The organism is Kribbella sp. ALI-6-A, assembly GCF_001984195.1.
Taxonomy (GTDB): domain Bacteria; phylum Actinomycetota; class Actinomycetes; order Propionibacteriales; family Kribbellaceae; genus Kribbella.
In genome coordinates this window covers 335558-360130 of the sequence record NZ_MTQN01000008.1, presented here as the reverse complement: position 1 = coordinate 360130, position 24573 = coordinate 335558, and the positions used below count along the sequence as shown (strand labels likewise).

Annotated in this window: 27 protein-coding genes; 7 read left to right on the top strand and 20 right to left on the bottom strand. The window is 70.4% G+C overall.

What is annotated here, in order from left to right; genetic code table 11:
• Positions 1 to 97: 97 nt before the first annotated feature.
• Positions 98 to 997 (bottom strand): LysR family transcriptional regulator, encoded by a 900-nt coding sequence (locus tag BWI15_RS07680; RefSeq protein ID WP_077013601.1) that lies wholly within the window; start codon positions 995 to 997, stop codon positions 98 to 100.
• Between the two features lie 106 nt (positions 998 to 1103).
• On the opposite strand from BWI15_RS07680, the gene BWI15_RS07675 reads away from it, so the two are divergent.
• Both BWI15_RS07675 and BWI15_RS07670 read left to right on the top strand, forming a co-directional pair.
• Positions 1104 to 1733 carry a LysE family translocator gene (locus BWI15_RS07675; protein ID WP_077013600.1) on the top strand — a complete coding sequence of 210 codons (630 nt, stop codon included), beginning with the start codon at positions 1104 to 1106 and terminating at the stop codon, positions 1731 to 1733.
• 30 nt (positions 1734 to 1763) lie between these two features.
• Entirely contained in the window at positions 1764 to 2261 is a 498-nt protein-coding gene (locus BWI15_RS07670) for a GNAT family N-acetyltransferase (protein WP_077013599.1), read from the top strand.
• Positions 2262 to 2273: 12 nt separating this feature from the next.
• Here the strand turns inward: BWI15_RS07670 and BWI15_RS07665 are convergent, their stop codons facing one another.
• Positions 2274 to 2669 carry a RidA family protein gene (locus BWI15_RS07665; RefSeq protein ID WP_077013598.1) on the bottom strand — a complete coding sequence of 132 codons (396 nt, stop codon included), beginning with the start codon at positions 2667 to 2669 and terminating at the stop codon, positions 2274 to 2276.
• Between the two features lie 103 nt (positions 2670 to 2772).
• Here BWI15_RS07665 and BWI15_RS07660 point away from each other — a divergent pair, with 103 nt between their 5' ends.
• Positions 2773 to 3741 (top strand): helix-turn-helix transcriptional regulator, encoded by a 969-nt coding sequence (locus BWI15_RS07660; RefSeq protein WP_077013597.1) that lies wholly within the window; start codon positions 2773 to 2775, stop codon positions 3739 to 3741.
• A 6-nt stretch (positions 3742 to 3747) separates the two neighbouring features.
• Here BWI15_RS07660 and BWI15_RS07655 read toward each other — a convergent pair whose 3' ends face one another.
• The 4 genes from BWI15_RS07655 to BWI15_RS07640 all read right to left on the bottom strand — a co-directional run bounded on the left by BWI15_RS07655 (position 3748) and on the right by BWI15_RS07640 (position 6652).
• On the bottom strand, positions 3748 to 4332 hold the full coding sequence (locus tag BWI15_RS07655; RefSeq protein WP_077013596.1) for a hypothetical protein: 585 nt from the start codon (positions 4330 to 4332) through the stop codon (positions 3748 to 3750).
• Entirely contained in the window at positions 4333 to 4938 is a 606-nt protein-coding gene (gene rdgB / locus BWI15_RS07650) for an RdgB/HAM1 family non-canonical purine NTP pyrophosphatase (protein WP_077013595.1), read from the bottom strand.
• A complete protein-coding gene (gene rph / locus BWI15_RS07645; RefSeq protein WP_077013594.1) occupies positions 4935 to 5651 on the bottom strand; it encodes a ribonuclease PH in 717 nt (238 codons plus the stop codon). The genes rdgB and rph overlap by 4 nt, the downstream gene beginning before the upstream one ends.
• Before the next feature lie 176 nt (positions 5652 to 5827).
• Positions 5828 to 6652: an SGNH/GDSL hydrolase family protein gene (locus tag BWI15_RS07640; protein ID WP_077013593.1), complete on the bottom strand. Its 825-nt coding sequence runs from the start codon at positions 6650 to 6652 to the stop codon at positions 5828 to 5830.
• A gap of 146 nt (positions 6653 to 6798) precedes the next feature.
• Here BWI15_RS07640 and BWI15_RS07635 point away from each other — a divergent pair, with 146 nt between their 5' ends.
• Entirely contained in the window at positions 6799 to 7971 is a 1173-nt protein-coding gene (locus tag BWI15_RS07635) for a Gfo/Idh/MocA family protein (RefSeq protein WP_077013592.1), read from the top strand.
• Positions 7972 to 8064: 93 nt separating this feature from the next.
• Here BWI15_RS07635 and BWI15_RS07630 read toward each other — a convergent pair whose 3' ends face one another.
• Positions 8065 to 8811, bottom strand: a complete 747-nt coding sequence (locus BWI15_RS07630; RefSeq protein ID WP_077013591.1) for an MBL fold metallo-hydrolase — start codon at positions 8809 to 8811, stop codon at positions 8065 to 8067.
• 132 nt (positions 8812 to 8943) lie between these two features.
• The gene (gene murI / locus BWI15_RS07625) at positions 8944 to 9747 is read right to left on the bottom strand and encodes a glutamate racemase (RefSeq protein WP_077013590.1); all 804 of its coding nucleotides are present in this window, start codon (positions 9745 to 9747) and stop codon (positions 8944 to 8946) included.
• 180 nt (positions 9748 to 9927) lie between these two features.
• On the opposite strand from murI, the gene BWI15_RS07620 reads away from it, so the two are divergent.
• Positions 9928 to 10281: a hypothetical protein gene (locus BWI15_RS07620; RefSeq protein WP_077013589.1), complete on the top strand. Its 354-nt coding sequence runs from the start codon at positions 9928 to 9930 to the stop codon at positions 10279 to 10281.
• 1 nt (position 10282) lies between these two features.
• Here the strand turns inward: BWI15_RS07620 and BWI15_RS07615 are convergent, their stop codons facing one another.
• The 9 genes from BWI15_RS07615 to clpS form a co-directional block, all read right to left on the bottom strand.
• The gene (locus BWI15_RS07615) at positions 10283 to 10945 is read right to left on the bottom strand and encodes a response regulator (RefSeq protein ID WP_077013588.1); all 663 of its coding nucleotides are present in this window, start codon (positions 10943 to 10945) and stop codon (positions 10283 to 10285) included.
• Positions 10942 to 12939 carry a sensor histidine kinase gene (locus tag BWI15_RS07610; protein WP_077013587.1) on the bottom strand — a complete coding sequence of 666 codons (1998 nt, stop codon included), beginning with the start codon at positions 12937 to 12939 and terminating at the stop codon, positions 10942 to 10944. The genes BWI15_RS07615 and BWI15_RS07610 overlap by 4 nt, the downstream gene beginning before the upstream one ends.
• Before the next feature lie 26 nt (positions 12940 to 12965).
• The gene (locus BWI15_RS07605) at positions 12966 to 13655 is read right to left on the bottom strand and encodes a hypothetical protein (RefSeq protein WP_077013586.1); all 690 of its coding nucleotides are present in this window, start codon (positions 13653 to 13655) and stop codon (positions 12966 to 12968) included.
• Between the two features lie 130 nt (positions 13656 to 13785).
• Positions 13786 to 14733, bottom strand: coding sequence for a PLP-dependent cysteine synthase family protein (locus BWI15_RS07600; RefSeq protein WP_077013585.1), 948 nt, complete (start codon positions 14731 to 14733; stop codon positions 13786 to 13788).
• 2 nt (positions 14734 to 14735) lie between these two features.
• Positions 14736 to 15014 (bottom strand): MoaD/ThiS family protein, encoded by a 279-nt coding sequence (locus BWI15_RS07595; protein WP_077013584.1) that lies wholly within the window; start codon positions 15012 to 15014, stop codon positions 14736 to 14738.
• A 1-nt stretch (position 15015) separates the two neighbouring features.
• A complete protein-coding gene (locus BWI15_RS07590; RefSeq protein ID WP_077013583.1) occupies positions 15016 to 15462 on the bottom strand; it encodes a Mov34/MPN/PAD-1 family protein in 447 nt (148 codons plus the stop codon).
• 64 nt (positions 15463 to 15526) lie between these two features.
• Complete coding sequence (locus tag BWI15_RS07585; protein WP_077013582.1) at positions 15527 to 16504, bottom strand: aldo/keto reductase; 978 nt, start codon at positions 16502 to 16504, stop codon at positions 15527 to 15529.
• A gap of 23 nt (positions 16505 to 16527) precedes the next feature.
• A complete protein-coding gene (locus BWI15_RS07580) occupies positions 16528 to 17085 on the bottom strand; it encodes a DUF2017 domain-containing protein (RefSeq protein WP_077013850.1) in 558 nt (185 codons plus the stop codon).
• The gene (gene clpS / locus BWI15_RS07575) at positions 17082 to 17369 is read right to left on the bottom strand and encodes an ATP-dependent Clp protease adapter ClpS (protein WP_012919486.1); all 288 of its coding nucleotides are present in this window, start codon (positions 17367 to 17369) and stop codon (positions 17082 to 17084) included. Before clpS ends, BWI15_RS07580 begins: the two co-directional genes overlap by 4 nt.
• A 106-nt stretch (positions 17370 to 17475) precedes the next feature.
• On the opposite strand from clpS, the gene BWI15_RS07570 reads away from it, so the two are divergent.
• Entirely contained in the window at positions 17476 to 18765 is a 1290-nt protein-coding gene (locus BWI15_RS07570; RefSeq protein WP_237771199.1) for a nicotinate phosphoribosyltransferase, read from the top strand.
• Positions 18766 to 18769: 4 nt separating this feature from the next.
• Here BWI15_RS07570 and BWI15_RS07565 read toward each other — a convergent pair whose 3' ends face one another.
• Positions 18770 to 19228 (bottom strand): GH12 family glycosyl hydrolase domain-containing protein, encoded by a 459-nt coding sequence (locus BWI15_RS07565; protein ID WP_237771186.1) that lies wholly within the window; start codon positions 19226 to 19228, stop codon positions 18770 to 18772.
• 115 nt (positions 19229 to 19343) lie between these two features.
• Here BWI15_RS07565 and BWI15_RS07560 point away from each other — a divergent pair, with 115 nt between their 5' ends.
• Positions 19344 to 20432 carry a LacI family DNA-binding transcriptional regulator gene (locus BWI15_RS07560; RefSeq protein ID WP_237771185.1) on the top strand — a complete coding sequence of 363 codons (1089 nt, stop codon included), beginning with the start codon at positions 19344 to 19346 and terminating at the stop codon, positions 20430 to 20432.
• Here the strand turns inward: BWI15_RS07560 and BWI15_RS07555 are convergent.
• The gene (locus BWI15_RS07555) at positions 20408 to 22357 is read right to left on the bottom strand and encodes a beta-galactosidase (protein WP_077013580.1); all 1950 of its coding nucleotides are present in this window, start codon (positions 22355 to 22357) and stop codon (positions 20408 to 20410) included. The two genes, BWI15_RS07560 and BWI15_RS07555, sit on opposite strands and share 25 nt — an antisense overlap.
• On the bottom strand, positions 22354 to 24564 hold the full coding sequence (locus BWI15_RS07550; protein ID WP_077013579.1) for a WD40/YVTN/BNR-like repeat-containing protein: 2211 nt from the start codon (positions 24562 to 24564) through the stop codon (positions 22354 to 22356). The genes BWI15_RS07555 and BWI15_RS07550 overlap by 4 nt, the downstream gene beginning before the upstream one ends.
• Positions 24565 to 24573: the final 9 nt, after the last annotated feature.

Genomic DNA, 24573 nt, shown 5'->3' with positions numbered 1-24573 from the left:
GAGACATGAACCCAACTCCTGAGACTGACCTCACACGAGCCCCGGCCGACGCCGAAATCATCTCCGGCCAACCGGCCCGTGCAGCTCGTTGCCCGGTCTACGAGACGTGGTCGGGTGGGCCTCCAACCTCCTGTAATGCGCTGGCTGCGCCGAGCGCATCCAGTACGGCGGCGACAGCCGGTGGGTCGGGCGGTTCGCCGTACGTCGCCGCCTGGATCTGTCGGCGCAGACCGACGAGCTCGGTGGCGTGGACGTCGGGGCGCCGATGAGCCTGCAGCGCGAGACCGGGCAGGAGGGCGACCCCGAGACCGGCCGCGACCAGCGCCTGGACGACGACGATGTCGTCACTGTGCGAGCCGATCCGGGGATCGAAGTCCGCGCTGCGGCACACAGCGAGCAACTCCGCCACGCAGCGGTCACACCCGCCGATCCAGGACGACTCGCGATGATTCGCGAGACTGTCGTCGCCCTGCCGGCTGATCAGGTGGATCGGGTCGTCGCCGAGCTGGACCAGGCGGAACTCGCCGGACTCGGCCGGCGCGTTGGCGTACCGGAACACCACGGCGACGTCGACCTCGCCGTGCCGGAGCAGCTGCAGCGATTCGACCGGGTGCCGATCGATCAGGCTCAGCTCGATCCCGGGATAGGCCTGCGCCAGCGCGTCGACCGCCTTCGGCACGATCGTGCTGAGCGCCGACGCGTTCGCGGCCAGCCGGACTCGCCCCGACTGCAGTCCGACCTGCGCCGCGAGCTCACTGCTCGCCGCGTCGACCCGGCCCACGATCTCGGCAGCCCGATGGGCCAGCAGCTGGCCTTCCGGCGTCAACCGGATGCCGCGACCAACCCGCTGGACGAGCTTCACGCCGGCGGCGGCTTCCAGCCGCGCCAAGTGGTGGCTCACCGACGGCTGGGAGTAGTGCAGTTCCTTGGCCGCCTCGGTCACCGACCCGTGCCGGCCGACCGCGGCCAGGACGCTGAGCTGGATCAGGTTGAACATAGATCAAGAGTATCTATGGGTTGTCGCCGATATTGGCATTGGACGTCATACCACTCGGAGGCCGACGCTGGAACCACCACCACAACCCGCCTCCGAGGAGACAACGATGAACGCCGAACTGTTCGCCACCTTTCTGGTCGCCGCCCTGATCATCAACTTCACGCCGGGTCCCGGCATGCTGTTCATCCTGGCCCAGGGGCTGACCGGCGGAAGTCGCGCCGGCCGCGCCGCAGCCTGTGGCACCGCGACGGGGATGCTCGTGCACACCAGCGCGGTGGCGCTCGGCCTGGCCGCCGTTCTGCGTGCGGCCCCGATCGCCATGGACGTGCTCCGCTTCGCCGGCGCTGCGTACCTGGTGTGGCTCGCCTTCCAGTCCCTGCGCAAGTCCGAGCTCACCCCGGCGACCGCGGGCGAGGCGGTGCCGGACCGGTTCGGCCCGGTGTACGTGCGCGGCCTGGTCAACAACCTCACCAATCCCAAGATCCTGCTGTTCTACCTGGCCTTCCTGCCGCAGTTCGTCGACCCGAGCCTGGGCCGTCAGGCGCTGCAGTTGTTCGCCCTCGGGCTGACGATGTTGCTGGTGGGCCTGGTCGTCGACCTCTCGATCGGCAGCGGCGCCGTCCGCGTCGGTCGGTTCCTGCGCCGGCACCGCGCCGCCAACCAGTGGCTCCCCCGCTTCGCCGGTACGGCGTACGGCGCCCTGGCGGCCGGGCTGATCCTCGGCGCCGCGACCTGAACTGTCGGCGCGATCTCCTACCGTCGGACCATGATCGACGTACGACGCGCGGTGGCCGGTGACGGGGACGCGGTGGGCGAGATCCACGCGGCGGCGTGGGCGGCGGCCTATGCACCGTTCTTCGACGAGAAGTTCGCGGCCGGGGAGATCAAGAGCCGCTTGACCCGCTGGCACGACCGGATCAGCTCCGGTGAGGGCATCGTGATGCTGGGATCGGTGGACGGGCGGCCGCTGGCGATGGCGTGGGTGATGGAATCCGGGACCCGGCCCGGACTGGCCGAGATCTACAGCTTCTACGGGCATCCGGACGGCTGGGGATCCGGAGTCGCGGCGGCGTTGATGGACGGGACGCTGCAGGTGTTGCGGGACGAAGGGTTCACCCAGGTGCATCTGTGGACGTTGCGCGACACGGCCCAGTCCCGGCGGTTCTACAGCAAGTGCGGATTCGCCGAGACCGGCGCCACGCAGACCAGGGATTTCGGGGACGGACAGGCTTTGGCGCAAGTCGAGTACGAGCGCGCTTGCTAGCCGTCCCGGGCGTTACGCGACCGCGGTGCCCTCGAGCTCGACCAGTTGGCCAGGGATCGCGAGCCGGGTCACGCCGAGCATCGTGGTGGTCGGCGCCACCCGCGCGGCCCCCAACCGCGACGCCAGTACGCCGTAGTGCTGGAAGAGCAGGTCCACGTCGGTGGTGTAGACGTTCAGCCGCACCAGGTTCGCGAGCGACATGCCGGCCTCCCCCAGCACGGCCTCCAGGTTGTCGAGGCTCAACGCCAGCTGGGCCGCCAGATCGCCGTCGTGCTCGGGCTTACCGTCGGCATTCGTCGCGGTCTGCCCCGAGCAGTACAAGGTCCGCGTGTGCCCGGAGACGACCTCCCCCTGGTTGAATCCCAGCTCCGTCGACCAGGTCACCGGGTTGATCGCCGTTCGCTCCACTGCCACTTCAGCTCCATTCGGTTCGTCGGGAAATCCGTACGCCGATGAGCCTGCCAACAAATCACGACACCCTTGGTCGTGTATTCCGGAGAGGTTTTGTCGTATGCGCGCCGACCGCCTGGTCTCGCTGGTGTTGCTGCTCCGCCAGCGCGGCCGGTTGTCCGCGACGGCACTGGCCCAGGAGCTGGAGGTGTCCACCCGCACAGTGCTGCGCGACATCGAGGCACTGTCCGCGGCCGGCGTCCCGGTGTACGCCGAACGCGGCCGCCACGGCGGATTCGCTTTACTGCCGGGCTTCCAGACCGAGCTCATCGGGCTGAACCACGACGAAGCCCTCGCCCTCCTGGTCGCCGGATCGCGCCGCGGCGCCCAGGCGTTCGGCCTCGGCTCGGCCCTCGCCTCCGCCATGCTGAAGGTCGTCGACGCGCTCCCCGCCGGCTACCGCGACGCCGCAACCGGCGCGGCCCAGCGACTGCTGCTCGAACCCGAGGTCGACCTTCTCTCGCGGCGCGGAGTCGCCGAGGAGGCCCCCGACACCGTCGTCGCCGAGGTCCGGCGCGCGGTACTCGCCGGCCACAAACTCCGCATCCACTACGCAGCCCTGGGCAAGGATCCGGAGTGGCGCACGGTCGACCCCGTCGGCCTAGTCACCGTCCGAGGCCAGAGCTACCTGCTCGCCACGAAGTCAGGCGCCGACCGCACCTACCGGGTGTCGCGCGTTCTGGCCGCCGAAGAACTCACCGAACCGGCCCAGCGCCCCGACCACATCGATCTGGACAGCGCCTGGCAGGAACGCAGCACCCAGTTCCGCACCGGCGGCGACCAGGTCACCGTCCACGCTCGAGTGAACCCAGCGCGCCGCAAAGACCTCGTCGGCACAGCACTCGCCGTACTCTCCGAGGCGTCCGAACCCGGCGGCTGGCTGAGCATGGAAGTCACCTTCCAGGACGCCAGACACGCGGAATGGGCAATGTGGCAACTGGCAACAAACGCGGAAACCCTGACCCCACAGTGGTTACGCACCAAGCTGCACCAACGCGCGACCGCGATGGTCACCTGCTATGGACAGTGATCCCGCTCAGCCCAACGCCTTCAGGTACGCCGCGCCCCGAGGAGTCAGTTCGTAGCCGACTTCCAGGCTGTGGGTGAGGCCGAGGTTCTTCAGCTTGCGGACGTCGATCTTGAAGCCCGGGGTGTCCCGGTCCAGTTGCCCCGCCAGATCCGCGGCCCGCGTCGCGGGGTTGGCCTCGATGAGCCGCAGCGTGGCGAGCGTCCAAGGAGACTCCTTGAAACTGTCCAGGTGGGCGAGCTTGCTGGTCAGCTCTTCGACGTCGGCGGGACTGAGGTCGGCCGCATTGGCGAGCTCGTCACGGGGATCCGGGCCCTCGACCAGATGGAAGCGGATCAGCCAGGTGGGCAGCGTCTCGTCGCCCCGCAGCCGGCGACGGACGTCCTTGGCGTTCGCGCGGCCGGCCAGGTGGAGCATCTCGTCGTAGTCGGAGATCAGCTCGGGGTTGACCCGCTTGATGCTGTCGATCTCGATCCGGCCCGCGTTGGTGCGGTAGACCCGGCCCTCGACGACGCGCGGTTCGGCCCAGCGCCGGTACGCCGCGGTGATGCGGCCCTCGGCGACGCCTTCGGTGTCGGTTCCGGCGAACAGCATCTAGGCCTCCAGGGCTTTCGCGACGAGCGGGGCGAGGGCGCGCAGCGACTTGCCCCGGTGGCTGATCGCGTCCTTCTCCTCGATCGACAGCTCCGCGGTGGTGCGGTCGTAGCCCTCGGGCACGAACAGCACGTCGTACCCGAAGCCGCCGGTGCCGCGCAGCTCGCGGATGACCGAGCCGCGCATCTCGCCGCGCACGACCTCCTCGGCGCCCTCCGGTCGGACGAAGGCAACGGCCGCGACGAAGGCGGCGCCGCGGCGCTCGTCGGGCACGTCCTCCAGCTGGCCGAGCAGCAGCAGGTTGTTCGCGTGGTTGTCCTTGGCCGGCCCGGACCACCGCGCCGACAGTACGCCGGGCATGCCGTTCAGCGCGTCGACGCAGATCCCACTGTCGTCCGCGATCGACGGCAACCCGGTCGCCGCGACGGCCGCCCGGGCCTTCAGCAGCGCGTTGCCCTCGAACGTCGGCTCGGTCTCCGCCGGTTCGTCGTACGCCGCGACGTCGCCGAGCCCGAGCACCTCGATGCCCGGCACGATCGGCGCGAGGATCCGGCGCAGTTCCTCGAGCTTCTTCGCGTTGTTCGACGCGAGCAGCACCTTGCTCATGCCAGCGCCTCCAGCTGCAGCTTGGTCAGCTCGGCGCAGCCGGCCGTGCCCAGCTCCAGCAGCGCGTCGAGCTCGGCCCGGTCGAACGGCGCGCCCTCGGCGGTGCCCTGCACCTCGATGAACTTGCCGTCGCCGGTCAGCACCAGGTTCATGTCTGTCTCGGCCCGCACGTCCTCCTCGTAGCACAGATCGAGCATCGCGGCGCCGTCGATGATGCCGACCGACACCGCCGAGACCGATCCGGTCAGCGGCTCGCCCTTCAGCGCCTTGCGCTCGCGCAGGAACGACACCGCGTCGGCCAGCGCGACGTACGCGCCGGTGATCGCCGCCGTCCGCGTGCCGCCGTCGGCCTGCAGCACGTCGCAGTCGAGCAGGATCGTGTTCTCGCCGAGGGCCTTGTAGTCGATCACCGCGCGCAGCGAGCGCCCGATCAGCCGGGAGATCTCGTGCGTGCGGCCGCCGATCCGGCCCTTCACCGACTCGCGGTCGGAGCGGGTGTTGGTCGAGCGCGGCAGCATCGCGTACTCCGCGCTGACCCAGCCCAGGCCGGATCCCTTGCGCCAGCGCGGCACGCCCTCGGTGACCGACGCCGCGCACAGCACCCGGGTCCGGCCGAACTCCACCAGCACCGATCCTTCGGCGTGGTCGAGCCAGTTCCGGGTCAGGGTCACCGGGCGAAGCTGGTCAGGGGTACGTCCGTCGCTACGAGCCATGCCCGAAACTTTAGGGCACGTCTCCCAATTCCCCGCCGTCGCGAGCAGGTGCCCGGTGCGGTAGCTCGGCGTGCGGGAGACGAGCGTGGCGATGCGAAGCATCGTGAGCTTGGCTCCCGTGCGCCGAGGTGCCGTGCCGGGTGCCGCGCAGTAGGCGGGGAATTGGGAGCCGTGCCCTAGGCCCGAAGTCGTCGCACCCCCGCATCGGCGGGCGGGCGGAACTGCGTCAGCACCATCCGCGCGGCCCACGGCGTCAGGTCCCCGGCCCGGCGCCCGAGCCACGGAACGCCCTCCTTCACCATCCAGACCGTGTCGGCCCACCGGCTCGGCGGCTCACCGGCACAGTCCAGCTCCGGCGGTACGTCGATCCGTACGCCGCGCGCGGCCAGCTCGTCGGCGAACGCCCGCGCCAGTCGCCGGTGACCCCGCTCGCCGGGATGCAGGCGGTCCACCGACCAGAAGTCCCGGCGATACACCTCGGGATAGTCGGCCATGTCGAGCCGGATCCCGCCGTACTGCAGGAACAGGTCGTCGTAGACGGCGTTGACCTGCTCGATCCGCTGCCACAGCGGCCGGCGCAGCCAGGTGGGCAGCCCGAAGATCTGTCCGTGGTCGTGGAACCGGACGGTCAGGAGCAGTGCGCCTCGCCCGGTCAGCTCCGCGGCGCACTGGTGCAGGCAGTCGCGGATCTGGCCGGGATCGAAGGACGAGCGGAGCGTGTCGTTCAGGCCGACGATCAGTGAGGCCAGGTCGATCGGCCCCGAGCCGATCTCGGGGAGCTGCTCGGCGACCACCCGCGGCGCGGTCGCGCCACTGATCGCGTAGTTGGAGAACGTCACACGGTGGGAACTGCCCAGGGAGTCGGCGAGCAGCGAGGCCCAGCCCCGCCACCCCTCGCCCGGACGCGCTCCGGCACCGGATAGGTCGGTCGTGCTGCCGTCTTGCGGGTCCCCGACACCCACGGTGGTCGAGTCGCCGAGTGCCACGTAGTGGAGGCTCACGTTCCGTCATGATGACGTCGCTGGGCGGGTGCTGGGTGAGAGCTGGCGGAACGGCCGGGCAACACGGCGGGAGCAAACAGGTGTTGAAGGGCGGAAGTGTTCGGACATAGGCTCTTACAAACAACTACGTGCAGGAGTAGTGAACGATGACTGATCTTCGGTTCGGTGTGGTCGGACTCGGCCAGCGCAGTCAACTCGCCCGGCACGCCCACCACCCCGGCGAGGGCGGCGAGATCGTGGCCGTCTGCGACCCGGCCGACAAGCAGCGCCAGGCCGCGCTGGCGACGTACCCCGAGGCCACGGCGTACGGCGACCACCGCGAACTGCTCGACCTGAAGCTCGACGGTGTCTTCCTGACCACCCCCGACGACCTGCACGAGGACCCCGCGATCGACTTCCTCCGGGCCGGCGTCGCCGTGTTCGTGGAGAAGCCGCTCGCGATCACCACGGCGGGCTGCGACCGCGTCCTGCAGGCGGCGTACGAGAGCGGCACCCGCCTGTACGTCGGCCACAACATGCGGCACATGCCGGTCGTCCAGACCATGCGCGAGCTGATCCAGTCCGGCGCGATCGGTGAGGTGAAGGCGATCTGGTGCCGGCACTTCGTCGGGCACGGCGGCGACTTCTACTTCAAGGACTGGCACGCCGACCGCCGCCGGACCACCAGTCTGCTGCTGCAGAAGGGTGCCCACGACATCGACGTGATGCACTGGCTGGCCGGCGGCTACACCACCCACGCGACCGCCCTCGGCGGCCTGGTCCTGTACGGCGGGATCGAGGACCGCCAGGACCGCTCCGGGCAGCGGTTCCACGAGTTCGTGTCGAACGACAACTGGCCGCCGCTGGAGCAGAAGGGCCTGGCGCCGGTGATGGACGTCGAGGACCTGTCGATGGCGAACTTCCAGCTCGACAACGGCGTTTTCCTCAGCTACCAGCAGTGCCACTTCACCCCGGACTACTGGCGCAACTACACGGTGATCGGCACCCACGGCCGGCTGGAGAACTTCGGCGACACCTCCGGCAGCGTCGTGAAGGTCTGGAACAGCGGCCGCTCGGGCTACCGCGCCGACGCCGACCAGGTCGTCGAGGTCGCCTCCGAGGACGAGGGGCACGGCGGCGCCGACCCGCGGCTGGTCGACGAGTTCGTCCGCTTCGTCCGCGACGGCGGCACCACGCTGACCTCGCCGATCGCCGCCCGCGCCGCGGTCGCCGCCGGGTACGCGGCCACCACGTCCCTGCGCGAGAACGGCACGCCGATCGACATCCCGCAGCTCGACCCGGCGCTGGTCAGCTACTTCGACGGCGGCCAGCAGCGCTGAATCCCCTGGAGGACAAAGCGAAACGGCCACTCGCACCACGGCGAGTGGCCGGCTCACGTCCTCGACCGGATGCCGTCGGCAACCGTGGCGGCGTCAGATCTCGTAGACGGCGCCCGGTGTCGCGGTCAGCACCTCACCAGGGAAGGTCCGGCGCGCGTTCTCGGTCTGCGTGACCCGGTCGTACCACGGCGGCACGTGGGTGATCACGAGCCGCTTCACCCCGGCCCGCTTCGCATGCTCGCCCGCCTCGGACGGCGTGAGGTGCAGATCGGCCGAATTCGCCGGGTTGTTGTCCTGCTGGGCCGCCTCCGACAGCAGCAGATCGGTGCCGCGGGCCAGCTCGACGAGCGCGTCGTTCGGCCCGGTGTCGCCGGTGTAGGTCAGCGACTTGTTGCCGTACTCAACCCGGATCGCGTACGCCGGGACCGGGTGCATCATCGGCGCGGTCCGGACCGTGAAGGGCCCGATCTGCTGGGATTCCTGCCAGGTGTGGAACTCCAGCTCCTCCTCCATGCCCGGGTCATCCGGCAGGTCGTAGGCCAGCGCCATCCGCCCGGCCGTCCCGGGCGGGCCGTAGACCGGGATCCGCGGGAACGGCGACGCGGGCGAGTACTTCGCCGCGACGTACAGACCGCACAGGTCCATGCAGTGGTCGGGATGCAGGTGGGACAACGCGATCGCGCCGATCTCCGGTACGCCGAGATGCCGCTGCAACGCGCCGAGCGCGCCGCTGCCCAGGTCGAGCACCAGGTGGAACCCGTCCGCGGTGACCAGGTAGCTCGACGCAGGCGAGTCCGGCCCGGGGACGGACCCGGAGCAGCCGATCACGGTGAGCTTCATACCTTGAACATTACCGGCGGGTTGCCCACCGCGCAGAGCACGCCGGGACGTCGCAGAACAGTTGCCTGCCGACGATCGCGCCCGCAACCGGTGCCGTGGACAACGTCTGCTGCGACCTGGGTCACAGTTGGGTCAACGCACCCAGGCGAACTGGTCGACCGTGCTGATCACCGGTCCCAGGAAGCGAGAGCCGATCGCGGCGAAGTCGGCCGGGTTTCCGGTGGTGACGAAGCGGTGCCGCGGCGCGGGCAGCGCATCGTCGCGCAGCAGATTCGCCTTGGTCAGTACGCCGTACACGTCCTTGGCGCCTTCCTCGGCGCTGCTCACCAGCGTGACCTCGTCGCCCATCACGTACGAGATGACGCCGGTCAGCAACGGGTAGTGCGTGCAGCCGAGGATCAGCGTGTCCACGCCGGCCTCGACGAGCGGGTCCAGATATTCGTGGGCGGCGGCCAGCAGCTCCGGGCCCGACGTCACGCCGGACTCCACGAAATCAACGAACTTCGGGCAGGCCTGGGTGGTCAGCTCGACCTGCGGCGCGGCCGCGAACGCGTCGTCGTAGGCCTGCGACGCGGCGGTCGAGCGGGTGCAGATCACGCCGACCTTGTGGTTCCTGGTCGCGGCGACCGCGCGCCGGGCGGCGGGCAGGATCACCTCGACCACCGGGACGTCGTACCGCTCGCGGGCGTCGCGCAGCATCGCGGCGCTGGCGGAGTTGCAGGCGATCACCAGCGCCTTCACGCCGGCCTCGACCAAGTGGTCCAGGCACTCCAGCGCGTACTCCCGGACCTCGGCGATGGACTTCGGCCCGTACGGCTGGCGGGCGGTGTCGCCCAGGTAGAGGATCGGTTCGTGCGGCAGCTGGTCCAGCACCGCCCGCGCCACCGTGAGCCCGCCGAAGCCTGAGTCGAAGATGCCGATCGGTGCGTCTGCCACAACGGTTAGATTAGACCGCGGCACCGTCAGGACCGGCAGCGGGCAGTTCCGAAGGAACCCTCACCTAAGACTTCCGAACGACACGCCGGAGTTGTCCACATCTTTACTCTGCGGAATTGCATTCTCACGTGACGCACGCCACTCTGGAGCGATGTATTTCCGACCGCCCCTCGCGATGCCATGAACCTGGCAGTCCACATCGCGGTGGCACTGGGCTCCACCGCCGCACCGAATCCGCAACCGACCACCGCCGGGCAAGCCGCCGGCCAGGTTGCCGACGCCAACGCCGACAGCACCGCCGCCGACATCGCCGCGGCCCTCGGGCCGACCGGGATGCTGCTGGTGCTGCTGGCCGCCGCCTTCGCCGCCTACGTCCTGTCCTTACGCCTGCACCCGAACGCGAAATGCAATCGGTGCAAGGGCATGGGCCGTCACCGCGGCACGTTGTTCAACTACGCCACTCGCCCCTGCAACAGCTGCAAGGGCCGCGGCACCCACCCGAGACTGGGACGCAAAGTGTTGTTCAAGACCTGAGTCAACCCTGCCGCCCGTCGCCGAGTCCGGCGGAGCGAGCACGCAGTACGGCGTCGGCGCGGTCCGCGGCCTGGATCTTGGTCAGCACGTTCGAGACGTAGTTGCGGACCGTCTTCGGCCGCAGTCCGAGCTGTTGCCCGATCGCCACGTTACCGAGGCCGTCGGCCATCAGCGCGAGGATCTCGTGTTCCCGCTCCGTCAGCCCGGCGAAGACCGGCGCGCGGTGCCGGCCGGCCGGTTGCGCCGCGAGCGCGAGCAACCGCGCCGCGACCGCGCCGGAGAACACCGCCTCTCCGGCGGCGACCGCCCGGATCGCGGCCAGGATGCGATCCGGCTCGGCGTCCTTGAGCAGGTAACCGCGCGCGCCGGCCCGCACCGCCGCGAACACCGACTCGTCGTCCAGCATGGTCAGCACCAGCGGCGCGACCCGGGGCGCGGTGGCGCCGAGCCGCCGGATCAGCTCGATCCCGCTGAGCCCCGGCAGGTTGAGATCCACCACGACGACGTCCGGCGCGAGCCGTTCCACCAGGCCGACCGCCTCCAGCCCGTCCGCGGCCTCGCCGACCACGGTCAGCCCGGGGTCGAGCTCGATCCGGGTCCGCAGACCGAGCCGGAACATCGGATGGTCCTCGACCAGCACCACTTCGACCGGTTCGTCGCTCATCGCGGAATCCTCCCGTGCACGCGGGTCCCGGACGAATTCGTCACGACGTCCAGCCACCCGCCGAGCTCCTCGGCGCGCTCCCGCATCGACGCCAGCCCGACGCCCGGCACCGCATCGTCACCGAACCCCCGCCCGTCGTCGGCGACGTGGACGTCCAGCCAGCCGTCGCTCGCGGCAACTTCCACTGTCACCGCCCGCGCACCGGCATGCCGTACGACGTTCGCCAGCGCTTCGGCAACGATGCGCAGCGCAGCGACCTCCAGCGCTGCCGGGAGACCGTCGTCCGGAAGTGCGTGCCGCAGGCGGACGTCCAGCCCCGCAACGCGCAGCCGCTCCACCTCGGCCTCGAGGGCCGCGCCGAGCCCGGTGCTCAACGCGGCCGGTTGAAGGTCGCGACTGATCCGCCGGACCTCGGTGATCGCGGCGCGGGCCTGGCCCTCGAGGTGCGCGAGCAACTCCCCCTCGCGGGCCGCTTGCGCCGCGGCGAGCCGCAGGGAGTCCAGGGTGAGCAACTGGCCGGCCAGCAGCGGTCCGACCCCGTCGTGCAGATCGCGCCGCAGCCGGCGTCGCTCGTCCTCGCGCGCGGTGGCGGCCACCGCTCGCGCCGCGCGCAGTTCACCGGACTCCCGCTGCGCCCGCAGAACCAGTACGACGAACGGCAGCACCTCGCGCAGCGCCCGGCGTTCCCGCCGGGACAGCCGCGCCCCGTTGGTCGTTGCCAGCAGCAATGAGCCCAGCACGGTGCCGGAACCGTCGACCACACTTTCGGGGTGGATGTCCGGCGGAACGCGGTCGCCGTGGGTCCACAGGGTCCGGCCGCCGGCATCGAGGACCGCGACGTAGGGCAGGACGAGGGCGGCCGCGATGGTCTCGGCGAGGTTCGCCGGTTGGCCGTCCTCGCCGGTCATCCCGCGGGCCAGCAGCGCCGCCACCCCGCCCGGACGGCCACTGGCTCCCAGCAGCCTGTCCCGGAACCAGCCGCCGGCGCGCGCCGCCAGCAGACCACCGCCCAGTGCCAGGGCTGCCACCGCCGCGGCTCCGACCATCGAGGCCGAGGCCCGCGCCATCGACAGGCTGGCGAGCGCGACCAGGCCGGCGTAGGCGATCACCAGCCCGATCACCGCACCGGCGTACAGGAAGGTGCGGCGCAGGACGACGCTGACGTCGTACAGGCGATAGCGCAGGAGAGCGAAGGCCAGTCCGAGGATCATCGCGACGAAGGCGAGGTAGGCCGTCGCGACCAGTCCGAGCTGCCAGTGCTCCACCAGTCCGGCGACGTCGAGCACGTTGGCGACCACGACGTTGGCGGCCAGCACGACGAAGCTGAGCACGAACCACTTGGCCTGCTGCCGCGCGGTCCAGTCCGACACCCGTAGATAGCGGTGAACCTGGATCCCGGCCAGCAACAGCACCGACGACAGGTCGTACAGACCTTGCGGCGCGGAGGTCGGCTGGATCACGTTCAGCTGATCGCCGACCACAAGGGCCGCGCCGGTCAGGCCGACCACCGGCCAGGCCCAGCGAAACCAGCCAGGGTGCCAGCGGTTGTCGGGGAACAGCCCGATCAGCAGCGGCATCGTCAGCTGGACCGCGGCGATCACGATGGTCCGCAGGACCGTCGTCGTGGGGTTCCCCTGCTCGGCGAGCGCGTCGGCGAACGGGCCGACGAAGATCCCGCCGAGCTGGATCCCGGTCACCCCGGCCAGCAGCGACGGCCGGCGCCAGACGAGGACCAGGCTGACGGACAAAGCGAGCAGCAACAGCGCCCAGCTGACGACGGTGATGATCCCGGCGTAGGCCGCCACCGAGATGTGCAGGGCGGCAAGCACCTCCTGCGATGGCTGGGTGGGCCGCTCGAACGGCTGGCAGATCCCGCTCTCGCACGGGACCTGGATCCGCCGGTGGACCGCCGGCGTACCGAGTGCCGCCGTCGTCAGCGCCACCAAGGTGACGCCCACGGCGACGGTCTGCGGCAACCGGATCTTCAGCTCCACCCGACCACTCCCGGCCCGACGGTCGGTCACCCGGCCGTGCCGGACCGTGCCGTCCTGACCATCACGATGCCGACAATCGCGGCCAACAGCAACGGCACGACCGGCGGAGCGCCGACCGCGACCGCGGTGACGACGGTGAGTCCGGCCAACACCGCGACCACCAGACCGGTACGCCGTGCCACGCCGGCCCGCCGCAGCACGACCACGACACCCAGCAGCGCCAGCGATCCGGCGACGGAGCTGACGGCGATCGCCGGGTCGTACGCCGCGTCGTACAGGTCGAACCAGCGCTCGGGTTCCTCGACTCCGATCGAGTACTCGAGGGCGTAGACGGCCAGCCAGCACACCGGCATGACCGCCGCGACCGCGACCGACGCCTTGCCCAGTCCGCCGCTGTCCCAGGTGGCCAGCCGGACACCGGCGAGGAAGAGGCCGAGCGCCAGCAGGACCAGGCACAGGGTGAGGATGCCGGTCGGAAGGTCGTTGTACTGCCGGTTGATCGGCGCGATCGCCTCAGCCGGCAGATCGTTGAGGCCGACACCGCGGCGCTCGGCGGCCTCGGTCAACGCGGCGTCGTAGCCGTTGCCGGTGGCGATCATCGTCGCGACCGCGACCACGAAACCCACGAACGAGCCGATCAGCGACCACCCCGCGGCGCGCAGGCGCCGCCCGGTGGTCGTGGCCGGAACGGGTGAACTGGTTCTGGTGCTGGACATGGGCCCCTCCCAGGGTCGAAACGGAATGTCTCGACCTTGGGCGTCCCGGCGTCCCGGCCACCAGGGACGGACCGTCCCACCGGGCTGGGAACCTCGAGCGGTGCCACGCACCGCGAGGACCTGACTCAGCTCAGGCCCAGAGCTGACCTTCGAGGCGGTCCTCGGCCTCGTCGATCGTGCCTTCGTAGGCGCCGGTCGACAGGTACTTCCAGCCGCCGTCGGCGACCACGAACGCGATGTCGGCCTGCTCGCCGTCACGCACGCACTTGGCCGCCTGGCCGAGCGCCGCGTGCAGGATCGCGCCGGTCGAGATGCCGGCGAAGATGCCCTCGTTGTCGAGCAGCTCGCGGACCCGCCGGACGGCGTCGCGCGGCCCGACCGAGAACCGGCCGTCGATCAGCGACGCGTCGTACAGCTCGGGCACGAAGCCTTCGTCGAGGTTGCGCAGTCCGTAGACCAGTTCGCCGTACCGCGGCTCGGCGGCGACGATCCGCACCTCGGGCTTGTGCTCGCGGAAGAACCGGCCGGCGCCCATCAGCGTGCCGGTGGTGCCGAGACCTGCGACGAAGTGCGTCACCGACGGGAGGTCCGCGAGGATCTCGCGCGCGGTGCCGTCGTAGTGGGCGGCCGCGTTCGACGGGTTGCCGTACTGGTAGAGCATCACCCAGTCCGGGTGCTCCTCCGCGACCTGCTTGGCCACCCGGACGGCCTCGTTGGAACCACCCGCGGCCGGCGAGGAGATGATCTCCACACCCCACATCCGCAGGATCTGGCGGCGCTCCTCGGAGGTGTTCTCCGGCATCACGCAGACCATCCGGTAGCCGCGCAGCTTGGCCGCCATCGCCAGCGAGATGCCGGTGTTGCCCGACGTCGGCTCGAGAATCGTGTTGCCCGGCCGGAGCCGGCCGTCCTTCTCGGCGTCCAGCAGCATCCGCAGCGCCGCCCGGTCCTTGATCGAGCCGGTCGGGTTGTGGTCCTCCAGCTTCGCCCACAACCGGACGTCGGCCGAGGGCGAGAGCTTGGGCAGCCCGACCAGCGGCGTACCGCCGACCGAGTCGAGCAGGCTGTCGAAACGCATGATCAGCCGCCGGCCACCGCGGGCAGTACGACGACGACGTCGCCGTCCTTGACCCCGGTCTGCAGACCGCCGGTGAAGCGCACGTCCTCGTCGTTGACGTAGACGTTCACGAACCGGCGCAGCTCTTCGGGCTCACCCTCGACGATCCGCTCCTTCAGACCCGGGTGCGCGCCGTTGACGTTGTCGATGAACTCGGCCAGCGTGCTGCCGTCGCCGTTCACCGCCTTCTCGCCCCCGGTGTAGGTGCGCAGAATGGTCGGGACGCGAAGCTCGATCGCCATCTCAGTTGTCTCCTCGGTTGTTCGGAACGATCTGCACTTCTTCTTCGGTGACCGCGCCGTCGATGATCCGGTACGAGCGGAACTCCACCGGCCCGTCGTAGGCCGGCGAGTCCGCGCCGTCGCGGGTCGACACCAGCACGTAGTGCGCCCCCGGCTCCTGCGCCAGGTTGATGTCGGTGCGCGACGGGTACGCCTCGGTCGCGGTGTGCGAGTGGTAGATCACCACCGGCTCCTCGTCGCGCTCGTCCATCTCCTTGTAGAGCTTGAACAAGTCGCCGGAGTCGAACTCGTAGAACGTGGGTGACATCGCCGCGTTCAGCATCGGGATGAACCGCTCCGGCCGGTCCGACCCCGCCGGCCCCGCCACCACCCCACACGCCTCGTCCGGGTGGTCCCGCCGCGCGTGCGCCACGATCGCGTCGTACGTCGCCTGGTCGATGATCAGCACAGTTCCACGATACGGAGCGCGACCAGGCGTCCCCGCCAACCCGGCATCCGGTCCAGTATGTGGACTACCAGCGGTCGTGGACCTGGGGCCGGACGAGTTCGTCGTACGTCGAACGGACGGCTTCGAGTTGCTCCTCGGTCAGGGGATCGAGGGCCGCGGCGCCGATGTTGCCGGCGACCTGTTCGGGGTTGCGGGCGCCGGGGATGACGACCGAGACCCCGGGCTGGTCGATGATCCAGCGCAGGGCGAACTGGGCCATCGTCGCGCCCGCCGGCAGCCATGGCATCAGGCGCTGGACGGCCTCCAGGCCGGTGCGGAAGTCGACGCCGGAGAAGGTCTCGCCGACGTCGAAGGCCTCGCCGTGGCGGTTGTAGGTGCGGTGGTCGTCGGCGGCGAAGGTGGTGTTCTCGTCGTACTTGCCGGACAGCAGACCGCTGGCCAGCGGGACGCGGGCGATGATCCCGACGCCGGCCTCGCGGGCGGCCGGCAGCACCTCGTCGAGCGGCTTCAGGCGGAACGCGTTCAGGATGATTTGCACCGACGCCACGTTCGGCCGGGCGATCGCCGTGAGCGCCTCGGCGCAGGTCTCCACGCTCACCCCGTACGCCGCGATCCGCTGCTCCTCGACGAGCGTGTCCAGCGCGTCGAACACCGCGTCGGTCGAGTAGACCTCGGTCGGCGGGCAGTGCAGCTGGACCAGGTCGATCGTCTCGACGTCCAGGTTCTCCCGGGACCGGTCGTTCCAGGCGCGGAAGTTGTCGAGCGTGTAGTTCTCCGGCTGCTGCTCGACCCGGCGTCCCATCTTGCTGGCGACCGTCAGACCGTCGTACTCCTTGAGCACCTGGCCGACCAGCCGCTCGCTGCGGCCGTCGCCGTACACGTCGGCGGTGTCGATGAACGTCACCCCACCGTCGACAGCCGCCCGCAGTACGCCGAGCGCCTCGTCCTCCCCGACCTCACCCCAGTCGGCCCCGAGCTGCCAGGCCCCCAGCCCGACCACGCCGACATCCCGACCAGTACGCCCCAACGTCCGCTTCTCCATGCGGCCAACCCTAGGCCGCGGGGTCAGCGCATGTTGTGCAGGAGGGCGGACTGGAGGTAGCCGAGCCAGTCGTAGAGGTCGTAGGTGAGGCGCCGGGGGTCGTCGTCGGGCAGTTTCTCCCAGACGGCGTAGTCGTCGTCCTCCTTGATGTCCAGGCGGGTGCCGATCGCCAGGCGGAGGTCGTTCAGCGCGCGCAGCCAGGCGAGCTGGTCGTCGGGCTCGAGCGGGATGCCGTCCTCGACGGAGTGCTCCTCGAGGGCGGTCAGCACGCGCCGGGCGTCGTTGGCCTTGCCGTCGCGCAGCCCCCGCTCGGTGAACCGGCGGAACTCGCCCGCGGCCTGGTCGTCACCGGAGTAGGCGTTCGGCAGCAGGCGCTGCAGGACGACGTCCTCCGGCGGCGCGGTCGGGCCGTCGGTGTCGAGCAGGGCCGCCAGGGGGTCGTCGCCGGCCTCGGTGGCGCGCGGCGGCATGCCGTCGTACAGGAGTTCGACCAGGTTGCGCAGCAGGTTGGCCAGGATGTCGGCCTCGTGCTCGGCGAAACTGACGACGACGGTCTTGCGGCGTTTCCGGAACCGGGTCACGACTTCTCGCAGGTGGCCCACAGGCCGTAGCTGTGCATGGCTTCGACGTCGCGCTCCATCGCCTCGCGGTTGCCGCTGGACACGGCCGACTTGCCCTCCTCGTGCACTTGCATCATCAGCTTCTCCGCCTTCTGCTTGGAGTAGCCGAAGTAGGTCTGGAAGACGAACGTGACGTAGTCCATCAGGTTCACCGGATCGTTCCACACGATCGTCACCCACGGTGGGCTCAACTCGATCGCCTCGTCGACTTCGGGGCTGTCGAGCTCGCTCGGTGCGGTGGTCACGGGCCCATTGTCTCCACTGGCCGATCCGGTCTCGCAATAGGCTGCCCTTGTGACGACTTCAGCGGAGCCAACGACCGCCCTGCTCACCGACCACTACGAGCTCACCATGCTGCAGGCCGCGCTCGCCGACGGTACGGCGCACCGCCGGTCGGTCTTCGAGTTGTTCGCCCGCCGGCTGCCCGACGGCCGCCGGTACGGCGTGGTCGCGGGCGTGAACCGGCTGCTCGACGCGCTGGAGCGGTTCCGCTTCGACGAGGCGACGGTCGCGTTCCTGGCCGAGCGTGGCGTGGTCGACCAGGCCACCTGCGACTGGCTGGCCGGCTACCGGTTCAGCGGCGACATCAGCGGCTACGCCGACGGCGAGATCTTCTTCCCCGGCTCGCCGGTCCTGGTGGTGGAGTCCAGCTTCGCCGAGGCGGTGCTGCTGGAAACCGTGTTCCTGTCGATCCTCAACCACGACTCCGCGGTCGCCTCGGCGGCGTCCCGGATGACCTGGTGGGCCGGCGGCCGGCCGTGCATCGAGATGGGCTCGCGGCGCACCCACGAGGAGGCCGCGGTCGCGTCCGCGCTGGCGGCGTACATCGCGGGGTTCGCGACGACCTCCAACCTGGAGGCGGCGCGCCGGTTCGGCATCCCGAGCGCCGGGACGGCGGCGCACTCGTTCACGCTGTTGCACGACACCGAGCGGGACGCGTTCGTGTCGCAGGTCGAGGCGCTCGGCAAGGGCACGACACTGCTGGTCGACACCTACGACTTGACCGAGGCGGTCAAGACGGCGATCGAGGTGACCGGTCCGGAGCTCGGCGCGGTCCGGCTCGACTCCGGCGACCTGCCGTCGCTGGCCGGCCAGGTCCGGGAGCAGCTCGACGCACTGGGCGCGACGAAGACCCGGATCATCGTGACCAGCGACCTGGACGAGTACCAGATCGCCGCGCTCGCCCCGGCCGCGGTCGACGGGTACGGCGTGGGCACGTCGCTGGTGACCGGCAGCGGCTACCCGACCTGCGGTTTCGTCTACAAGCTGGTCGCCCGCGAGGACGCCGACGGCACGCTGGTCCCGGTGGCGAAGAAGAGCCCGGACAAGATCTCGATCGGCGGCCGCAAGTACGCGCTGCGCCGTCGCTCCGCCGACGGCGTCGCCGAGGCCGAGGTGATCGGCGTCGGCGAGCCGCCGGTGGACGACGGGGACGACCGGCCGCTGCTGCAGCCGTTGGTCCAGGCGGGCAAGATCGTCGGCCGGACGACGCCGGCGGAGTCCCAGGCCCATCACCTCAAGGTCCGCGACGAGCTGCCGCGCAGCGCCAGCCAGCTGAGCCGCGGTGAACCGGCCATTCCGACCGACTACATCGGCGACCTGAACAGCCGGAACCCGTACGCCCCGCGCAGCGCCATGTGAAGGGTCAGGACGACGTGACCGAATAACTGCTGGTGCTGAAATTCAGCCCACCGCCGGACGAGGTGATCTCGAATCCGAATTGCACCTCGCCCACCGTCGCGTCGGCCATCCAGCCGCGGCCACGAATCCAGTTCAGCACCGCTTTGATGTCGACGGTGCCGGAATTGGTGTTGCTCGTGCGGACGAACGAGAACACCTCGTTGGCGCCATTGGTGCCCCGGTAGACGTCCCAGGTGTGGCCGCCGACGGTGGCGGTGGCCTGCCGGCTGCCGATCGGGCCGACCGCGCCCTGCTTGTTCATCCACAGCATGATCTCGTAGGCGTTGTTGCCGGCCCAGATGTCGTACGCCGTCGCGTAGGACCCGCTGCCGCTTCGACGATCATTCGAAAGGCAGGAAAGCGTCTGTTCCGGAGGATGGCCGTCGAATTCGAATCGAATCGACGAGGGAATTCCGCCGGTCACGACCGGCGGATCGAGAGCACTGTCGCAGCCGGTTTATCGGAGGTCAACGGCCCGGGCCGGAAATGCCGACCGAAGGCTGTACGGTCTTGACAGGAACCGTGCGCCGCTCGACGCTGTGAGCGGACAAGGTCGAAGCGCTTCGACCGCCACGCGGACCGAGGAGGCAGCCATCGTCACGATCGCCGATGTCGCGCGGCAGGCCGGAGTGGCGGCCAGCACGGTGTCGTACGTTCTCAGCGGCAAGCGGTCGATCTCGCCCGAGACCCGCGATCGCGTGCAGGAGGCCGTCCGGGTGCTGGGCTACCGGCCGAACGCGAGCGCCCGTGCGCTGGCCTCGAACCGGTCCAACGTGCTCGCGCTGGTCATCCCCCTGCGGGCCGGCATGCACGTCCCCGTGCTGATGCAGTTCGCCACCGCCGTCGTGACCACCGCCCGCCGCTACGACCACGACGTCCTGCTGCTGACGGCCGACGAGGGCCGGTCCGGACTCGAGCGCGTCTCGCAGAGCGCGCTGGTCGACGCCCTGGTGGTGATGGACGTCGAGCTGCACGACGAGCGTGTGCCGTTGCTGCGCGAGCTGCCGATGCCGTCGGTGCTGATCGGCGTACCGGCCGACACCGAGGGCCTGACCTGTATCGACCTCGACTTCTTCGCGGCAGCCGAGCAGTGCGTCGACCACCTGACCGACCTCGGGCACCACAGCATCGCCTTGCTCGGTACGCCGTCCGCCGTCTACGCCCGGCAGACCGGCTTCGCGCACCGCACGCTGGCCGGCTTCCAGGCGGCGGCCGAGCGCCGCGGCGTGATGGGCATCGAGACGCCGTGCGAGCCGACCTTCGACGCGGTGCTCGGGACGGTCGGCGAGCTGCTCGAGGCGCATCCGGGCATCACCGGCCTGGTGGTCCAGAACGAGCCCATCATCGGTCCGCTGCTGGACGTTCTGCGCCGTCTCGGCCGCCGGGTGCCGGAGGACATGTCGCTGATGGCGATCTGCGCCGACGACGTGGCCGAGCGCCAGGTCCCCCAGCTGTCGTCGGTCACGCTGCCGGCCGACGAGATCGGCCAGCAGGCCGTCGAGGCCCTGATCGCGAAGCTCGAAGGCCACCGGACGTCGGCCGGCGTGACACTGGTGCCCGCCCGGCTGACCGCCCGGGCGAGCACCTGCGCCGCGCCTGAAGCTCATTCGGAGCGGACGACCGCCTGACCACCGGCGGGCAGGACCAGGCTTCCGTTCACCTCCGCGCCGGACAGCAGGTCCAGCCCCTCAACCGGTACGACGGCCGCCGCGTCGCCGTGGTTGAGCAGGAACGTCCACGTCGTCCCCTCGGCGTGACGCCGGACCAGCTCGACGCCCGCGGGCAGCACCGGCAGCTCGATGCCCGCACCGCGCAGCGCCTGGTCCAGTAGCGCCCGGTACGCCTCGTCCTCCAGCTGCGTCGACACGTACCACGCGACGCCGGCGCCGTACTGGTGCCGGGTGATCGCAGGCGACCCGTCCAGCACGCCACCGGCGTACCGGTCGATCACCTCGGCGCCGGCCAGTTGCACGTCCTCGCTCCACACCGTGCCGCGACCACCCGACGCGAGTTCGACTTCGGCGACGGGGTGGAATTCCTCGACCCGGATGCCGAGCAGATCGGTGAAAGCGCCGGGATAGCCGCCCAGCCAGACCTGCGCGTTCTCGTTCACGATGCCGCTGAAGTACGTGACCAGCACGTGCCCACCGCCCTCGACATACCGCGCGATCGCAGCAGCCGCCTCGGCCGAGACCAGGTACAAGCTGGGCACCACGACCAGCCGGTACGACGACAGATCGGCCGTGGGACCGGGCAGATCCGCTCCGACTCCAGCCGCCCAGACCTGCCGGTGCGCGGCCTGCACCGCGGTCAGATAGTCGAGCTCGGACGACGGCAGGTGGGTCGCCTGCATCGCCCACCAGGACTCCACGTCCCACAGGATCGCGACGTCGGCCCGGACCGCACTCGCCTCGACCTCGGCGATCCGCGGCAACGCGGCGCCGAGCTCGACGACCTCGCGAAAACGCCTCGTACTGGACCCGGCGTGCGGCACCAGCGCGGAGTGGAACATCTCGGCCCCGCCGCGCGACGCGCGCCACTGGAAGAACAGCGCGCCCTTCGAGCCGCGGGCGACGTGCGCCAGGCTGTGCCGGGTCATCCGCCCGGGTGTCTTGGTGGTGAGGCGGCGCCCGTCGTTCACCGATCCGGCCGCCTGCTCCATCAGCAGCCAGGACCCGCCGCCCGCCCACGACCGCGCGAGGTCCGCCCCGAACGCCGTCTGCTGCTCCGCACCGATCCCCGCGTCGCCCGGGTAGTGGTCGATGGCAACCAAATCCACCTCCGACGCCCAGCGTGCGTGGTCGACCGGAACCCAGGAGCCGAACACGAAGTTCGTCGTGATCGGCAGCTCCGGCGTGAACGACCGCAGGATCGCCTTCTGCTCCGAGTACGCAGCCAGCAACTCGTCCGACCAGAACCGCCGGAAGTCCAGTGCCTGCGCCGGATTCACCAGGTACTGCGTCGCGCGCGGCGGCCGGATCTCCTCCCAGTCGGCGTAGCCCTGGCTCCAGAAGGCCGTCGTCCAGGCCGCGTTCAGCCGGTCCAGGTCGCCATAGCGATCCCGCAACCAGCGCCGGAACGACGTGGCCGCGTGATCGCAATGGCAGACCGTGCCGTACTCGTTGTGCACGTGCCACATCGCCAGCGCGGGATGCCCGGCGTACCGCTCGCCCAGCGCCCGGGCGATGCCCGCCGCCGCCTCCCGGTACGCCGGCGCGCAGGCGCAGTACGTGTCCCTGCTGCCATGCGTGAGCCGGACACCGTCAGCGTTGACCGGCAGCGCGTCGGGATGCCGCAGGCTGAACCACGGCGGCGGTGAAGCGGTCGGCGTCGCCAGATCAACCTGTACGCCGGCGCTGCCGAGCAGGTCCATCACCTGGTCGAGCCACCCGAACTCGTACGTGCCCGGCGCCGGTTCCAGGCTGGACCAGGCGAACACGCCGACCGTCACCAGGTTCACCCCGGCCTCGCGCATCAGCGCGACGTCTTCCTTCCACACCTGCGGCGACCACTGCTCGGGGTTGTAGTCGCCGCCGTAGTACAGACCCGTCATACCGGTTCTCCGTAGGGGATGCCGAGACCGTTGGTGGACAGGTAGACCCGCCCGTAGACCCTGGGGTCGCCCGCGATCGCGTCGTTGGTCGAGGCGTACTGGTGCCGGTCGTCGTTGACCCGCCGCCAGCTGACGCCGCTGTCGTCGGAGCGGTAGATGCCCGGCACACCGTTCACCGTGCCCGAGGTGTAGACCGCCATCTCATGACGGCCCGGCGCCGCCTTGCCGAAGCCCACGGTCAGCGCCTCCTCGATGGTCGTCAGCCGCTGGTACCTGAGGCCATGATCCACCGAGCGGAACAGACCAGCAGGACCGGCCGCGAGCCAGCACTGCCCGGACCGCTCGAGAACCGTCTCGAGCTTACCGGCGCCCACCGGCAACCCCGTTGCCGTCGGCAAGAAGCTCCGGCCGCCGTCCAGACTCCGGTACGCCGTACCGCTGCCCGCGTCGAACGCGAAGAACAGGCTCGGGTGCACCCGGTCCGCCGCGACGACGACCTGCTGCGGGAGTCCCGTCACCGGCGTCCACGAGGCGCCGCGGTCGCGCGAGTAGTGCGGTGGCACATCGCCCGGCACCCACAGGATCGTCCGTGCGTCGGTGCTGACCACGATCTTGCCGGGCTGCGTCGACCCGGCCGGCTCTCCGGCGAACGGCTGCCAGCTCTTGCCGGCGTCCGTCGAGTACGCGCCGCGCTGCAGGCTGTCGCCGTACGCGACACGGACGACGAACCCCTCGGTCCGGGCCGCGTAGTCCAGGCTCGGCGACGAGCCGCTGACCGGGTTCGCCGCCTGCCCGTCCGGCGGTACGACGTCCAGCCGGTCGTGCCGGAAGACGCCGATGTCGCCGAGCGCGCTGATCAGCGGCGGTCCCCAGGGCGGGCTGATCAGATCGAGCACCGCGGTTTCCTCCAGGCCCTGCGCCCGGACCGACCAGTGCGTGCTGCGGCCCGCCTCGGCGTTGGTCACGTCGTCGGTGCCGAAGATCGTGGCGCCGGTGACGTACAGCACCTTGTCCGAGTCGAACGGGTCGATCGAGATGTCCCCGATCATCCAGCCCAGCTTCGGCGTGCCGTGGAAGTCCAGGTACGGCGCACCGGAGGTGTCCAGCACGATCTTGGCCCCGATCGAGTGCCAGGTCGCTCCGCCGTCGACGGTCCGGAACACGTCGTCGACCGGACCCCACCGGCTCATCGTCGCGACCATCACCGTGCCGGGTCTGCGCGGGTCGATCGCGAGACCGGCGTACCCGAAGCCGGCTTCGCCGCCGGTGTTCGGCCGCAGCGGGGTGATGTCGGTCCAGACGCCCGTCGCGAGGTCGAGCTTGTGAACACCGCCGTCGTACATCTCGTACGGCCCCGGCAGGTCCCCGTACGTCACGTACAACTGCCCGTCCGAGGCCGGCTCAGCGTGGTGAGGCAGCCAACCGGTTGGTTGGTTCGCGAGGGGCGACCAGGTGAGCCCGGAGTCGTCGCTGCGCCAGATCGGGTTCGCGCGATCGGTGGAGCCGACGTAGATCGTGCGCGTCGGTCGGCCGCGCCGGCTACCGCGCGGGTCGAAGAACACGAAGCCGAGCCCGAGACCCGCCGTACCGGCCGTCGGGAAGCTGTCGACCCGCGCCCACGTCTCACCGCGGTCGGTGCTGCGCCACAGGCCTTGGTTGCGGGTCCCGAAGTACAGCACCCGGCCGTCACACGGGTCGACCGCGAGCCGCTCCCCCATCGACCGGCCCGGCTCGTTGCCGCCGAGCTTGAACGGCAGGTCGGTTCGCCGGAAGGTCCGGCCCTGGTTGGTCGAGCGCAGGATGGCGCCGTTGATCGGTGACCACTCGTTCGTGTAGGTGCCGACGGCCAGGTAGAGCCGCGACGGATCCTGCGGGTCGAGCGCCAGACTCTCGACCCCGGTCAGGCTCCAGTCCGCGAAGCTGACCCACTCCAGCAGTTGGACCCAGCGCCGGGTCCGAGGGTCCAGCCGCGCGGCGCCGCCGATGTCGGTGCGCGCGTAGACCAGACCACGCTGTTTCGGGTGGTGCACGATGCCGGTGACGAAGCCGCCGCCGACGATCTCGACGTTGCGCCAGCGGTACCGGCCGGCGCCGTGCCCAGCCCCAGCTTCGGCCACCGCGGCGGCCGGCTCCGGCCAGGCCGCCACGGCCGCGACGGCCGCCGCACCGGTGCCCAGGGTCAGGAAATGCCTACGCGGAAGCGTCATTTCACTCCT

What these genes read in the sequence shown, in the direction of transcription:
- BWI15_RS07630 (WP_077013591.1), bottom strand. Translation starts at nt 8,811, where the DNA reads ATGAAGCTCACCGTGATCGGCTGCTCCGGGTCCGTCCCCGGGCCGGAC.
- BWI15_RS07680 (WP_077013601.1), bottom strand. Translation starts at nt 997, where the DNA reads ATGTTCAACCTGATCCAGCTCAGCGTCCTGGCCGCGGTCGGCCGGCAC.
- BWI15_RS07670 (WP_077013599.1), top strand. Translation starts at nt 1,764, where the DNA reads ATGATCGACGTACGACGCGCGGTGGCCGGTGACGGGGACGCGGTGGGC.
- BWI15_RS07675 (WP_077013600.1), top strand. Translation starts at nt 1,104, where the DNA reads ATGAACGCCGAACTGTTCGCCACCTTTCTGGTCGCCGCCCTGATCATC.
- BWI15_RS07570 (WP_237771199.1), top strand. Translation starts at nt 17,476, where the DNA reads ATGCTGCAGGCCGCGCTCGCCGACGGTACGGCGCACCGCCGGTCGGTC.
- BWI15_RS07550 (WP_077013579.1), bottom strand. Translation starts at nt 24,564, where the DNA reads ATGACGCTTCCGCGTAGGCATTTCCTGACCCTGGGCACCGGTGCGGCG.
- BWI15_RS07655 (WP_077013596.1), bottom strand. Translation starts at nt 4,332, where the DNA reads ATGCTGTTCGCCGGAACCGACACCGAAGGCGTCGCCGAGGGCCGCATC.
- BWI15_RS07585 (WP_077013582.1), bottom strand. Translation starts at nt 16,504, where the DNA reads ATGGAGAAGCGGACGTTGGGGCGTACTGGTCGGGATGTCGGCGTGGTC.
- BWI15_RS07635 (WP_077013592.1), top strand. Translation starts at nt 6,799, where the DNA reads ATGACTGATCTTCGGTTCGGTGTGGTCGGACTCGGCCAGCGCAGTCAA.
- rdgB (WP_077013595.1), bottom strand. Translation starts at nt 4,938, where the DNA reads ATGAGCAAGGTGCTGCTCGCGTCGAACAACGCGAAGAAGCTCGAGGAA.
- BWI15_RS07595 (WP_077013584.1), bottom strand. Translation starts at nt 15,014, where the DNA reads ATGGCGATCGAGCTTCGCGTCCCGACCATTCTGCGCACCTACACCGGG.
- BWI15_RS07620 (WP_077013589.1), top strand. Translation starts at nt 9,928, where the DNA reads ATGAACCTGGCAGTCCACATCGCGGTGGCACTGGGCTCCACCGCCGCA.
- rph (WP_077013594.1), bottom strand. Translation starts at nt 5,651, where the DNA reads ATGGCTCGTAGCGACGGACGTACCCCTGACCAGCTTCGCCCGGTGACC.
- BWI15_RS07600 (WP_077013585.1), bottom strand. Translation starts at nt 14,733, where the DNA reads ATGCGTTTCGACAGCCTGCTCGACTCGGTCGGCGGTACGCCGCTGGTC.
- BWI15_RS07660 (WP_077013597.1), top strand. Translation starts at nt 2,773, where the DNA reads ATGCGCGCCGACCGCCTGGTCTCGCTGGTGTTGCTGCTCCGCCAGCGC.
- BWI15_RS07555 (WP_077013580.1), bottom strand. Translation starts at nt 22,357, where the DNA reads ATGACGGGTCTGTACTACGGCGGCGACTACAACCCCGAGCAGTGGTCG.
- BWI15_RS07615 (WP_077013588.1), bottom strand. Translation starts at nt 10,945, where the DNA reads ATGAGCGACGAACCGGTCGAAGTGGTGCTGGTCGAGGACCATCCGATG.
- BWI15_RS07605 (WP_077013586.1), bottom strand. Translation starts at nt 13,655, where the DNA reads ATGTCCAGCACCAGAACCAGTTCACCCGTTCCGGCCACGACCACCGGG.